Consider the following 12,960-nt stretch of genomic DNA (forward strand, 5'->3'; position numbering starts at 1 on the left):
ACTAACATTAAAATGCAATATTTAAAGAACTTTTCTGCCCGTATCTGGGCTTTTTGGGGAATTGTATCCTTCATTGTTACATTTTTAATTTTTTACATACCCTCTATGCTATGCTATGCCATTCCCGGCAAAAGAGGACAAAAAATTTTTATTGATCTTTCCCGCTATTGGATGAATATCTGGTTGCCGTTAATTGGCTGCCCATTAAAAGTATATGGTTGTGAAAATTTTGAAAAAAACAAAGCCTATATCGTTACCTGCAACCACAATGCATTGTTAGATGTGCCACTTTCGGCACCCTATACCCCATCGCCCAATAAAACCATTGCAAAAAATTCATTTGCAAAAATTCCCATATTTGGATGGTACTATAAAAAAGGTTCAGTGCTGGTTGAAAGAAAAAGTGAGCGTAGCCGTATACACAGTTTTGAAGAAATGAAGAAAGTTTTAAAAGATGGGATGAACATGTGCATCTTCCCCGAAGGAACCCGAAACAGAACCAACGAACCGCTTAAAAAGTTTTATGACGGTGCTTTTAAACTGGCTGAAATAACCAAAGCGCCGATTATTCCTGCTATTATTTTCAATACCAAAAAAGCCATGCCTATCCATAAAAAATTTTATTTATGGCCGCATAAATTAGCCCTTCATTTTTTACCTCCGGTTGAGGCAGATGAATTATCTGCTCAGGAATTAAAGGAAAAAGTATTTTCAATAATGAAGGATTATTATACAGCCAATGAAGCACATCCCTTCAAAAAATAAATTGATTATTAGTTGTAATTTGAAAAAGTTCGGGAACGGTTAATGCGCAAATCGCGTAAAATACCCGATTTAGGATTGAGTGTAATACTGAACGAACGCCATAATCCGATGGGCGTTACATTAATAGACATTTGCCAACAGTGCATTTCACGGGTTAAAAACATACTTAATTGTTGCAGTTTACCGGCATTAAAATCAAAATAACCCGTACCGCCTACTTTCCATTTGGTAGTTAAACTAAAATCGCCTTGAAAGTTTACGTTCGAGGAAATTAGTGTGTTAAATTGATACCTGCTTAAAGAATCAACCTGCAATTGCTTCGAAAAATTGAGTGAATACGACAAGGAGAGTGTCCACGGGATATTAAAATCGGTATACTCGGCCGGATTACTACGCACATATTGCAATTGCATTTGCTGCTCTTCCGGAGTCATAAAGGGATCAACAGGTATCTGACTTTTCGAATCTTTACCATCCTTCGATTTGCTTTTAAACTGCGTTGAAATGGCAATATTGCCACCCGTTAACCTGCCTAACGTGGGATGATTCCCACTCCACGTAAACACATTTTTCCTAAAACCAAATTGATCCACCTGATAGGGGTCTAAAATTGCACTGGCCGTAATGTTTATTTTATCGAATAAAGTACTTCGGGCATAAATATTAAATGGTGCCAATGCAAAACTATCGGCTAATAAATTGTAAGATGAGTTAAATCCAAACCCATCTAATATTTTTATTTTTTTAATGCCGTTATTGCTGGTATCAGTTTTGCTTTTCACTTTCATCTCCAATAAATTATCTACTCCAAAACTAATTCCACCAAACGCACCTTCAGGAAATGCACCGGGCAGCACTCCATCAAACTGCGAAAAACGAAGTACATGGCCAAACGTATCTACCTTCATGGAGTAATAAAATTTGCCATTCATGTTTGGTGAATAGTTTAAGGCAATAGTTGGCCTTATTTCATGCCGAATGGCCTGAATACCGCTGGAATGTTTAAACTGATACGTTCCAAAAATACGGGTGCTGGCGCTGATGCCATACGTCATTTGCCGGGCAGCAAAAAAACCTTTTCTTATGCTGGTATCTAATCGATAGTTTATACTATCCCAATTACGAAATATTTTTTGTCCATACCATCTTTCCTGATAAGAAACGGAAGGACTCAAAGTAACTGGCCCCAATTGTGGTAAAGTTAAGCTAATGGGTATATTGTGTATAAATCCATACTGGGCTGTATCTAACAATCTTTTAAAACTAAATGCCGAATCGTAAAATGAAAGTTGATTGGTGAAATTGCCGGTATATCCAATACCAATACTCTCCCACCATTTTGGTGCACCCACCTGTTCCTTTTTTTGAAATGGATAAAATGTATTCACATTGTAACTGACAGTAGGCAAATTCAAATTAACTAAGCCTGTATTACTATTTTGATTGTGATTCAAGTTTACGGATAAATTAGACTTACCTCCAAAATCTTTACTATAACTAATTGATGAATTTAACTGATTATTAAAATTAACAAATGGATTGTTCAATACATATTGATTAAACTTGGTACTACCAAAGTTTACATTAGCACTAAAAGTGGTTCCAGGACGTGCTTTATTATCACGTGTATGAGTCCAGTTTAGCATAAATGATTTAGAAATATTATACTCCTGTGGTGTTAAATAATTTTGATTTAGGGCCTTAATACTTTGGAAGCTAAAATTTAACGCTCCCTGGTAATGGTAACGAACATAATATTTGGGGTTAATTGTAAATGAATAACCCCCATAGGAGTATATGTTAGCACGAGTAGTAACATCAAAATTGTCATTCAACACTTTGTAATAGCCTAAATTTTCTAACCCCAATCCAAAATCCTGACTAACAATAAACTGAGGCGGTAATATACCCGAGTGCCTTCCGGTTGATAATGGATAAATTCCAAAAGGTATACCAATTGGAATGGGAACCCCCTCGAATTCGGGGGATGCAGGGCCGCTAACTGCTATTTTGTTACTAATCATTTTTAATTTGCGTGTTCTAAAAGCAAAGTGGGGCGTATCTAAATTACAGGTGGTAAACCGGCCTCTGTAACCATAAAAAATATCTTTCCCTTCTTTTTTTAATACATCGGCATGCACAAACAATTCGCCTTCATTAAAAAAGCTGTTGGTGGTGCGGCCCTTCATGGTTTTTAGGTCAAATAAAATAGAATCACTGATCGATTTTGAATCGCCCTGTGTTAATTTGGGCTTGGTATCTAAATTCGTGGAAGTATCATTCAATCCATAAGCCCTTACCAATTGTGATTGCTGGTTATAATTAATGATGGCCGCCTGCAATTCTATATCTTTATATTTTGCATCTGCCTTGCCATATAAAATGAATTGTTTGGATGGAATGAGCAATACACCCGAATCAGCAGCGGCATAATGTACCGGTGCATCTAAAGAATCTTTGGAAAGTTGCAGGGTGTCAGTTTTTGCAATACCACTGGAATCTTTGGAATTACGTGAACTGTTGTTTTTGCCACGTACAACCACCGTATCCCCCAATTGTTGAGTTGTATCAATTGTTGGAATGGTATCAGAAAATGCTGTTAATGAATTGAAAAAAAATTTTGGGGGCGTGTTAAAAGCATTCAAATTCATTGAAATCAGGAGTATTATGCCAAAAGCTATACACCCCGCAAGGGTTTTTACGTTAATTTTACCGCGTAATCTCATAATAACTGGAGCAAAAATAGGTGCTTCACATTAAATAGTTCTATTACTATAATTCCTTTAACGTTTGAACGAATGATAAAAAAAATTGCAGTACCTGGATTGATAAGTTTTTGGTGTATTTTAATTTTCGCATCTTTTGCCTACCCCATTCAAAAAAATGCCCAACAACCGGGTCCAAAACCGGTTTTAAAAAGAATTGTAATTGATCCCGGGCATGGTGGCAGTGATTTTGGTGCCTCAGGTAAATATTCTCACGAAAAAGATATTGCATTAGCTGTTGCATTGAAATTAGAAAAAGAAATTCATAAACAAATGCCGGATATAGATGTATATATGACAAGAACTACTGATGTTTATGATAACGTAAAAGTAAAAGCTATTAAAGCCAATCAGGCAAAAGGCGATTTATTTATTTCTATACACTGCAACTATGGGGATCCTATCAGGCATAGTGAATTTATTGGTTATAAAACACAAACCTACCACAGAAAGGGGAAAAAATATACCAGAAAAGTAAAAGCTTACAAAACTTATACAACTCCAAACCCTGCTAAAGGCACTGAAACTTACATCTGGGGTGTAGATAAAAACGATGATAAAGAGAAAGCATTGAGAGAAAATGAATCTTTATACATGGATAGTACACTGGCCAATGAAATGAAAGATTTTGATCCAAATGATCCTGCAAAAATTGTATTGTATTCCTTAAAAACACAACAATATGCAGAACGCAGCCAGAGTTTGGCTTTAACGGTAGAAGATGAGTTTACAAAAATGGGCAGAGTAAGTCGCGAAGCCAAACAGCGAGGAAAAGGTATTTGGGTTTTACAAGCGGTAGCCATGCCGGCTATTTTGGTAGAAACAGGCTTTCTTTCCAATCCGGAAGAAGAAGATTATTTAAACAGTCAAACCGGACAACAGGAAATTGCAGAAGCCATTGCCAGAGCCGTAAAACGCTACAAATTTTCTTTAGAAAATAAAATGCAGGTAAATGGCACTGCACAAAACCCAAAATAATACTACTTTCCATAATATTAAGCTTCCATAATAACCCTTAGATTTGCGTTTATGAAGATTTCGAACGAAACAAAAGTAGGTGCACTAACTGCTATTGCCATTACTTTGCTGATATTGGGCTTTAATTTTTTAAAGGGGCATAGTGTATTTAAAACGGGCAATTTTTTATATGCCAAATATCCCAATGCAAAAGGCATCATGGTATCTAACCCTGTTTATATCAATGGCTATCAAATTGGTAGTGTTTTTGATATTGAAAATGCTGACCGCGATTTAAAAAGTATCATCATTGCCATTAAGCTAAAAAGTAGTTATAATATTCCTAACAACTCGGTTGCCTCCATTAAAGAAGGTTTTTTAGGTGCCCCCAGTATTGATATTCAGTTGGGTAACAGCAATACTTATTTACAATCCGGTGATACATTACTAACCAGCTCTAACCCTGGATTACTGGGCCAGATAGGCGATAAAATCAATCCCATTAGTGCACAATTAACTACTACTTTACATTCATTAGATAGCGTGCTCAATAATATCAACACCATTTTCGATCCACACACCAAACACAATCTACAAGAAGTAATTGCCAATATCAATAAAACTACCGCAAGTTTAGCTATATCGTCAGTTGCTATTCAAAAAATGCTGGACAAGCAAAGTGGAGCTATTGTGCAAACTATGAATAACGTAAATAGCTTTACTAAAAATTTAAGCGATAACAATGAAAAAATTACACAATCGCTTTCACATGTAGAAGCTGCCACCCAACAATTAGCCGATGCTGATATGAAAGGCACTATTAATGAACTTAAAACCACTATTGCCAATTTAAATAATGCATTGAATAAAATTAATTCGGGTGATGGTTCATTGGGTTTGTTGCTGAATGATAAACAATTGTACAATAATTTGAATAATACGGTTCGTAGTGCCAATATTTTAATGGACGATCTGAGAGCACATCCTAAACGATATGTAAACATTTCTGTTTTTGGCCGAAAAGACAAGTCGGGACCGCTAATAGCACCATTGAATGATACTTCAGTTCAACAACAGCATAAATAAACACATGCCTTTTCTAAAATTAAGTATAATTACATGCCTGTTATTGTTTTTCATGGGCATAGTACAGGCACAAACCAATACTGCAGATACCACCGGTAAAAAAACAATTACCATTATTTATGCGGATACATACAACTTTCAAAATAAAGACACACTGGGGCAATTTATAGCTCTGGTGGGTCATGCTGAAGTACAGCAGGGTAAAACTTTATTTTATGCAGATAGCATTGTATTAGACCAAAAGCAAAATATTTTGGAAGCTTTTGGCAAGGTACATATAAATGATGCCGACAGTGTTCAAACCTATTCGCAATACCTGAAATATCTGGGAAAAGAAAAAAAAGCTTTTTTAAAAAATAAAGTAAAATTGACCGATGGTAAAGGGGTATTAACCACCAATGAATTAGAATATGATACACAAATTAAAATAGGCAATTATACCAATGGCGGAAAAGTTGTGAATGGTAAAACAGTTTTAACCAGTAAAGAAGGAACTTATTATGGTGATACTCGGGATGTAATATTTAAAAAGAATGTGGTATTGATTGACCCGGAATATAAAATTTATACCGATACACTTTTGTACAACATTAATACCAACATTACTACTTTTGTTTCACCCTCCAAAGTTATTAACGGCAACAGAACCATTAAAGTAAGTGATGGTTATTACGATTTAAAGCATAAAATTGCTAATTTCGGTAAACGGCCATTTATTGACGACAGCACTTATACCTTTACTTCAGATTACATGGCATTTAATGATAGTACCGGTTTGGGCGAATTTCAAGGCAATGCTGTTTATAGAAGTAAAGACTCAATAGGGGGGTACGATATTATTGCCAATAATATAAAAACCAATAAAAAAGAAGATGCGTTTTTAGCTACAGAGCAGCCCATATTACTCATTAAGCAAGAAAAAGACAGCATTTATGTTGGGGCAGATACATTAAAATCGGGAAGGCTTTCAACATTAACCAAAACCAGAGCAGTACCGATTATCAGAGATTCATTGGGAGCTGCTAATCGATTACTGATAGATAGTGCTGAAGCATTGAAAGATAGCAGTACCAATCGTTACATTGAAGCCTACCACCATGTAAAAATATTTTCTGATTCATTGCAGGCAGTGGGCGATAGTTTATTTTATTCCCTGCATGATTCTGCTTTTCGTTTGTTTACCCAACCCATTGTATGGTCAAATGAAAATCAAATTACAGGCGATACTATTTATTTGTTTCTGGCCAATAAAAAACCAAAAGAGTTAACTGTATTTGAAAATGCTTTAACCATCAGTAAAGTAGGAACCGGCTATTATAACCAGGTACGTGGCAACATCATGCATGCATTTTTTTCAGATGGCAGAATTAATTATTTAACCACTCGTGGCACACCGGCAGATAATGTTTACTATGTGGAAGATGATAACCATAAATTTATTGGAGTAAACAAATCAACCTGCAGCGTTATTGATGCTTATTTTGATAATGGTGAAATTCAAAAAGTTGTATTTATCAACGATTTAAAAGGTGATATGAACCCTATGAATCAGGTAGATCATGCATCGCTCAGGGTTCGAGGTTTTAAATGGCAGGATCAGCTAAGGCCCAAAAGTAAGTTTTCCATATTTTCAAATACAGAATAGAAAATACAATCCATTAAAAAAACCGACCGGTTAAAAGGAGGTTTTAATAGTGATTTTTATAGTTATAAATACTATTTTAAATAACCCAGTATTTTTAACATGCTTTGTGCAGATTGTTCTTTTGCATACAGCCAGTCAATCAGTTTACCGCTTTTATCATATTCAACAATTACATGCTTTGGTGAAGGAATTAAACAATGTTTAATGCCTCCATAACCACTAATTTGATCCTGATAGGCACCTGTATGAAAGAAACCTACATACAGGGGTTCTTTATTGTTTTGCTCATTTTCTTTTTCAGGCGAAGAAATTTTAGGTAAGAATACTTCGTTAATGTGTTCTTCACTGTCGTAATAATCATGACTATCGCAGGTTATTCCACCTAAAACTACCCTATGGTATTCATTTTCCCATTTATTAATGGGCAGCATTAAAAATTTTTCACCTATTCCCCATGTATCAGGTAATGTAGTGATGAAAGATGAATCAATCATATACCAACACTCCCGGTCGTTCTGAATTTTCTGGCCTGTAACACTGTAAATATGTGCCATACTCTCCCCCACTGTAAAACTGCCAAATTCAGTATAGATATTGGGCATGGGCACTTTGGCTTTTTTGCAGGCTTTTTTAATATTGCCAACAATTTCATTAATTATGAACTGATAATCATATTCAAAGCCCAATGAATGTTTAATGGGGAAACCACCGCCAATATTGATAGAATCTAACTCCGGACAAATCTTCTTCAACTGGCAATACAGGTTAATAATTTTGTTCAATTCACTCCAGTAATAAATATCATCTTTAATGCCTTTATTCAAAAAAATATGCAGCATTTTTAGTTGAAACTTATCTTCAAAACCTTCTATTTCATCTACATAAAACTCTAAAATATCTTTAGCTCGCATACCTAAACGCGAAGTATAAAAAGGAAAAGATGGTTCTTCTTCTGCTGCCACCCGAATACCTAATTTAAAAGGTTGTTTTACACTTTTTTTATAAGCCTGTAATTCTTCTTTATTATCTAAAATTGGAATAACATTCTTAAACCCTGTATTAATCAGTTTGGCAATACGACTGGTATAGGCTTTTTGCTTGTATCCGTTACAAATGATAAATATATCTTTATTTATTTTTCTGCGTTCGTATAACCGGTTAATAATCTCAATATCATAAGCATAAGAGGTTTCCAGATTAATATTGTGTTTCAATGCTTCTTCAACAATAAAAGAAAAATGAGAACTTTTGGTACAATAACAATAAAAATACTCTCCTTCATACTTATGCTTTTTAAAAGCAGACTGAAACATGGCTTTTGCTTTGTTAATCTGCATGCCTATTTTGGGTAAATAGGTAAGTTTCATGGGAGTGCCATACTTATCTATTAATGCCTTAAGATCTAAGCCATTAAAAGTGAGATAGCCATCATCGTTTACGTTAAATCCTTCCTGCGGAAAATGAAAAGTTTGTTGAACCAGCGAGGTGTAGGTATTGTTCATTGAAGAACGATGGTTTTTAAAAAATGAAGAAATTGCTTACAAATAAGTTGCAAAAATAATGGAAGTTCGAACCCAAATAATAAAAATTTTGCGATAAGTACTTTTATTAATTTGACTAAGCCGCACTTATGCAAATATTTAAAGTTACAAGCAGCCGTTTCTTTGCAAACAGTTATTTGAAATTTCACAAAAAAACCGACAGATAAATTTTAGCTGCCGGTTTATATAAATAATATTTAAAATATCATCCGCCCAAAATTACAATCAAAGCATAAATAATACCGGGCAGGAAGAACAATAAAGTCAAAATTAAATCAATCCAGAACTTAGTGTTAATAGCATCTTCATGCAAATACACGGCTAATGGTGGTAATAAAATGGCTAAAATTACCAATAAAAGAGTGTTGGTATCAGTTGAAGTCCCTGCCTTTTTTTCTGCTTTGTATTGCTTTAATAAAGCTTTTGATTCTTTGATTCTGAATTTTTTTTCTTTATGCGATAAGCTTTTAAACTCGGCTAATGCATTATGTAAAACAGCACTATTTAGCGTAGCCCCGCCTTTTCCGGCAGAATCGGTACCACCATTACCTGGCTTAAAAGGCAGGCTGGATGCCATTGAAGGTGTAAATGCTATCATGCATAGCATCCAAAATGGAACGATGAAAATTATTTTGCGTAACATAAACAGTTAGTTTTATTGTTAAAAAGAAGTTAGTATTTGCCTGTAAATTACACTGTTTTGTTGAAATGGTACATTATTTTATCATTATAAAATATATTATTTCTTTTTATTTGAGAAAAGGAATCAAATCCGATTAAAAACAAAAGAGTTTAGCGTTCTATTAACCAATTTTAGCACAATAGATGTGCTGAACTAAACGTTCCATCAGTAATTTTCAACAATTGGAATTAGCTGATAAAATAAGATAACTTTGTATGAACAATTCCACCATAGTGTATCAAAATTTTGAAATAGAAAAAAACTGGAAAGCAGCTGCATATACCTTACTAATTTGTATCGGTATCTTTTTGCTGTTCTTTTTTCTAAAATGGACTTTGCCTCAAATTCCACCACCGGTTACAGAAGATGGAATAGAAGTAAACTTAGGAAACAGCGAAACAGGTTTGGGCAATATTGCGCCACAGATGCAGGATAACCCTTCCTTAAATCAGGATGAACAGTTAAAAACACCACCCCCATCCAAACAAATACAATCCACTCCTGAGGTATTGGCCAATGAAGTAACCAATGAAAATGATGAAGCCGTTGGCACGTTAGAAAAAAAAGTGAATCCCAAAAAACCATTGAACCACAATCCTACGGTTTTACACAGAAAAATTTCTGAAAACACAGTTATAAAACCTACTCCGGCACTACCCAAACCTAAAGCTTTGTTTAAAGGTGGTACATCTACTACTTCCAGCGGTAATGGTGCCGATTCTTATAACGGAGTATATAACCAAGGCATTGCCGGCGGCAAAGGTGATCAGGGCAAGCCCAATGGCAACCCCAATAGCGACAGTTATATCGGAAACGGAGGCGGTGGTACCAGCGGTGTAAGCATTAGAAATGGGTTGGAAGGCAGACATTTTACCAAACTACCCAGTTTTGAAGATGATTTCAATGAACCTGCAAAAGTTGCTGTTGATATTACAGTGAACAAAAGCGGACAAGTGATTCAGGCCAGTATTAACCCCAGAGGTACTACTACTACCAACCAAAATATTCGAAGCATTGCCTTGAAGAAAGCAAAATTATTAAAATTGAATGCAGGCGATACTGATAACCAAACAGGCACCATTGTATTTAGCTTTAAATTGAATGGTTAATTATTACCAAGTATATGAATTACAGGGAAACAATCGCCTACTTATATGAGCAATTGCCTATGTTCAGTAAACAAGGCGAATCTGCTTACAAAAAAGATTTAACCAACACCCTATTGCTATGTGAAAAATTAAGGAATCCACAACAGCATTTTAAAACCATTCATATTGCCGGCACCAATGGTAAAGGAAGTACCAGCCATATGTTGGCTGCTATTTTGCAAACTGCAGGTTATAAAACAGGCTTATACACTTCGCCACATTTAAAAGATTTTAGAGAACGCATTAAAGTAAATGGCAACCTGTGTTCAGAAGAATTTATTGTATCTTTTACCGAGCAAATGATTCCGGCTATTCAATCCATTCAACCTTCTTTTTTTGAAATTACCGTTGCCATGGCTTTTGATTATTTTTCGAAACAACAGGTTGATATTGCAGTGATTGAAACGGGTTTGGGCGGAAGATTGGACAGTACAAATATAATTTTACCGGAACTCTCTGTTATTACCAATATTGGCTGGGACCATATGAATTTACTCGGCAATACTTTAGAAGCCATTGCATCAGAAAAAGCAGGTATCATCAAGAAAAATATTCCGGTAGTAATTGGAGAAGTAATTCCCGAAACAAAATCTGTTTTTGAAAACAGCGCCAAACAAAATAATGCCCCGATCATTTTTGCTCAGGAACAGTTTTCGCTTTTCAAATATCAACAAACCTTAGAAACACTTACGGTAACCATTAAAAATAATAATAGTGGCCTGCATGAAACATATACTTTAGATTTACCCGGGCTATACCAAACCAATAATCTGATTACAGTTTTAACATCCATACAACAACTGAATAAAAATGGATGGAATTTGCAGGAATCGGTTGTGCAAAAAGCACTTGCACATACAAAAAAAATTACCGGCTTACATGGCCGATGGGAATTATTACAGCAACAGCCCAACGTTATTGCAGATGTGGCACATAATGAAGCGGGTATACAACAACTATTGCAACAAATTGCCATCAGCCAATACCGGCATTTACACTTGGTTTTTGGTATGGTAAAAGATAAAGATGCCGATACAGTTTTAAAGTTGTTACCAAAACAAGCCAGTTATTATTTTACACAGGCACATATTCCCAGAGCTTTGGCAGCAGATATTTTATTGGAAAAAGCAAGCATATTTGGTTTAAAGGGCAAAACTTATTCGCAGGTAAATGAAGCTGTTCGTGCTGCTATTCAACAGGCCGGGAAAAATGATTTAATTGTGGTTTGTGGCAGTGTATTTTTAATTGCAGAAATAGATAAAGAAAAATTTATATCACTTTAAAAATACAGTTCTCCTAATTGTTCTAATGCAAGCATGATACAGGTTATATGCATACTTTGTATAATTTTGTTTGCCCGAATCATTTGTTTTATTTCAGCAATATTAGCCAGAAATACCTCTAAATCTTCACCGGAATCAAAATTTTGAGCAGCTACTTTTTCACCACCTGTTGCTAAAAATAGATGCATGATGTTATCGTTGGTAGATGGATTGGCGGAAGTAACACCTAATTTTTGAAAATGAGTAAACTGATATCCCGTTTCTTCTAACAATTCTCTTTGTATGGCCGCTTCCGGTGATGCATCGGTGGCATCAATACATCCACCTGGCGTTTCAATATCAGTTCGGCCTAAAGCATGGCGGTATTGTTTTTCCAAAATTACTTTACCATCCTTCGTCAGTGCAAAAGCCGTTACCCAATCCGGAAATTCATACACATAATAAGGGTTTATGATTTTACCATTCGGCAACATGCAGGCATCTTTTCGAATAGTGGCCCAGGTGTCTTTTAATAAGTATGTAGAAGAAAGCGTTTTCCAGGTTAAATCTCTTTCCATTACCAGTTCATTCTTTCTTTGAGTGATATAATATGCGCTGTATGATGTTTTCCATGCCAGGCATATAAACCTAATAACAACCACAAACTCATTTCTCTTCCTTGTTCGGGATGAATAACAGTTCGTTCAAAATCCTGTTGTGATAAATCTTTTATTGCTGCATACCATCTTCTATGCAAAACATGCAATAGTGTTAGTGAAACATTAACAGGTACCGTTTCATTATCTGCCAGTAATGCCCAGGCTTTTTCTTCATAAGGTTTAATAACAGGTTTTAATTCTGTTAAACCCAATTTAAATCTGATGTAGGCATTCATGTGGCTGTCTGCTACATGGTGTATCAATTGCTTCACCGTCCATCCACCATCGCGATATGCTGTGTTTAATTGAACTGCATCGAATGTTTGTACAGCTCTTTCCAGTTCTTCGGGCAATAACTGAATATCTCTTAACCATTCAATTTTTTGCACCTCAGAAAATGGCTTCGGTTCATATTTCCCAATTGGGTAACGCTCATCTTTTTGCATAGTG

Annotated in this window: 11 protein-coding genes; 6 read left to right on the plus strand and 5 right to left on the minus strand. The window is 35.4% G+C overall.

Translation table 11 applies throughout. From position 1 onward, the window contains the following. The first annotated feature begins 12 nt into the window (after nucleotides 1-12). Entirely contained in the window at nucleotides 13-765 is a 753-nt protein-coding gene (locus tag AC3QLY_RS14345; protein WP_074418155.1) for a lysophospholipid acyltransferase family protein, read from the plus strand. 8 nt (nucleotides 766-773) lie between these two features. On the opposite strand, the gene AC3QLY_RS14350 is transcribed toward AC3QLY_RS14345, so the two are convergent. Then, on the minus strand, nucleotides 774-3,416 hold the full coding sequence (locus tag AC3QLY_RS14350) for a putative LPS assembly protein LptD (RefSeq protein ID WP_287100677.1): 2,643 nt from the start codon (nucleotides 3,414-3,416) through the stop codon (nucleotides 774-776). 147 nt (nucleotides 3,417-3,563) lie between these two features. Between AC3QLY_RS14350 and AC3QLY_RS14355 the strand changes: the two genes are divergently transcribed. From AC3QLY_RS14355 to AC3QLY_RS14365, 3 genes are read left to right on the plus strand one after another with little or no spacing between them, the layout of a single operon-like run. Next, on the plus strand, nucleotides 3,564-4,508 hold the full coding sequence (locus tag AC3QLY_RS14355; protein WP_074420452.1) for an N-acetylmuramoyl-L-alanine amidase family protein: 945 nt from the start codon (nucleotides 3,564-3,566) through the stop codon (nucleotides 4,506-4,508). Nucleotides 4,509-4,559: 51 nt separating this feature from the next. Further along, nucleotides 4,560-5,573 carry an MlaD family protein gene (locus AC3QLY_RS14360; protein ID WP_074419642.1) on the plus strand — a complete coding sequence of 338 codons (1,014 nt, stop codon included), beginning with the start codon at nucleotides 4,560-4,562 and terminating at the stop codon, nucleotides 5,571-5,573. A 52-nt stretch (nucleotides 5,574-5,625) separates the two neighbouring features. Then, the gene (locus AC3QLY_RS14365; RefSeq protein WP_074420451.1) at nucleotides 5,626-7,218 is read left to right on the plus strand and encodes an OstA-like protein; all 1,593 of its coding nucleotides are present in this window, start codon (nucleotides 5,626-5,628) and stop codon (nucleotides 7,216-7,218) included. Between the two features lie 71 nt (nucleotides 7,219-7,289). On the opposite strand, the gene AC3QLY_RS14370 is transcribed toward AC3QLY_RS14365, so the two are convergent. Beyond that, a complete protein-coding gene (locus AC3QLY_RS14370; RefSeq protein ID WP_218330344.1) occupies nucleotides 7,290-8,720 on the minus strand; it encodes a type III PLP-dependent enzyme domain-containing protein in 1,431 nt (476 codons plus the stop codon). Between the two features lie 244 nt (nucleotides 8,721-8,964). Beyond that, nucleotides 8,965-9,402 carry a YqaE/Pmp3 family membrane protein gene (locus AC3QLY_RS14375; protein ID WP_218330343.1) on the minus strand — a complete coding sequence of 146 codons (438 nt, stop codon included), beginning with the start codon at nucleotides 9,400-9,402 and terminating at the stop codon, nucleotides 8,965-8,967. 254 nt (nucleotides 9,403-9,656) lie between these two features. Here AC3QLY_RS14375 and AC3QLY_RS14380 point away from each other — a divergent pair, with 254 nt between their 5' ends. Together AC3QLY_RS14380 and AC3QLY_RS14385 are read left to right on the plus strand one after the other, a co-directional pair. Next, nucleotides 9,657-10,550: a hypothetical protein gene (locus AC3QLY_RS14380; RefSeq protein ID WP_218330342.1), complete on the plus strand. Its 894-nt coding sequence runs from the start codon at nucleotides 9,657-9,659 to the stop codon at nucleotides 10,548-10,550. Nucleotides 10,551-10,564: 14 nt separating this feature from the next. Beyond that, nucleotides 10,565-11,872: a bifunctional folylpolyglutamate synthase/dihydrofolate synthase gene (locus AC3QLY_RS14385; RefSeq protein ID WP_218330341.1), complete on the plus strand. Its 1,308-nt coding sequence runs from the start codon at nucleotides 10,565-10,567 to the stop codon at nucleotides 11,870-11,872. Here AC3QLY_RS14385 and AC3QLY_RS14390 read toward each other — a convergent pair. Both AC3QLY_RS14390 and AC3QLY_RS14395 read right to left on the minus strand, forming a co-directional pair. Continuing rightward, nucleotides 11,869-12,429, minus strand: coding sequence for an NUDIX hydrolase (locus AC3QLY_RS14390; protein WP_288095719.1), 561 nt, complete (start codon nucleotides 12,427-12,429; stop codon nucleotides 11,869-11,871). The genes AC3QLY_RS14385 and AC3QLY_RS14390 overlap by 4 nt on opposite strands. Then, nucleotides 12,429-12,956, minus strand: a complete 528-nt coding sequence (locus tag AC3QLY_RS14395) for a YfiT family bacillithiol transferase (RefSeq protein WP_288095716.1) — start codon at nucleotides 12,954-12,956, stop codon at nucleotides 12,429-12,431. Before AC3QLY_RS14395 ends, AC3QLY_RS14390 begins: the two co-directional genes overlap by 1 nt. Nucleotides 12,957-12,960: the final 4 nt, after the last annotated feature.

Source organism: Hydrotalea sp. GW822-HT8A01, from assembly GCF_058798575.1.

What these genes read in the sequence shown, in the direction of transcription:
- AC3QLY_RS14395 (WP_288095716.1), bottom strand. Translation starts at nt 12,956, where the DNA reads ATGCAAAAAGATGAGCGTTACCCAATTGGGAAATATGAACCGAAGCCA.
- AC3QLY_RS14350 (WP_287100677.1), bottom strand. Translation starts at nt 3,416, where the DNA reads ATGAATTTGAATGCTTTTAACACGCCCCCAAAATTTTTTTTCAATTCA.
- AC3QLY_RS14365 (WP_074420451.1), top strand. Translation starts at nt 5,626, where the DNA reads ATGGGCATAGTACAGGCACAAACCAATACTGCAGATACCACCGGTAAA.
- AC3QLY_RS14370 (WP_218330344.1), bottom strand. Translation starts at nt 8,720, where the DNA reads ATGAACAATACCTACACCTCGCTGGTTCAACAAACTTTTCATTTTCCG.
- AC3QLY_RS14390 (WP_288095719.1), bottom strand. Translation starts at nt 12,429, where the DNA reads ATGGAAAGAGATTTAACCTGGAAAACGCTTTCTTCTACATACTTATTA.
- AC3QLY_RS14385 (WP_218330341.1), top strand. Translation starts at nt 10,565, where the DNA reads ATGAATTACAGGGAAACAATCGCCTACTTATATGAGCAATTGCCTATG.
- AC3QLY_RS14345 (WP_074418155.1), top strand. Translation starts at nt 13, where the DNA reads ATGCAATATTTAAAGAACTTTTCTGCCCGTATCTGGGCTTTTTGGGGA.
- AC3QLY_RS14355 (WP_074420452.1), top strand. Translation starts at nt 3,564, where the DNA reads ATGATAAAAAAAATTGCAGTACCTGGATTGATAAGTTTTTGGTGTATT.
- AC3QLY_RS14380 (WP_218330342.1), top strand. Translation starts at nt 9,657, where the DNA reads ATGAACAATTCCACCATAGTGTATCAAAATTTTGAAATAGAAAAAAAC.
- AC3QLY_RS14360 (WP_074419642.1), top strand. Translation starts at nt 4,560, where the DNA reads ATGAAGATTTCGAACGAAACAAAAGTAGGTGCACTAACTGCTATTGCC.
- AC3QLY_RS14375 (WP_218330343.1), bottom strand. Translation starts at nt 9,402, where the DNA reads ATGTTACGCAAAATAATTTTCATCGTTCCATTTTGGATGCTATGCATG.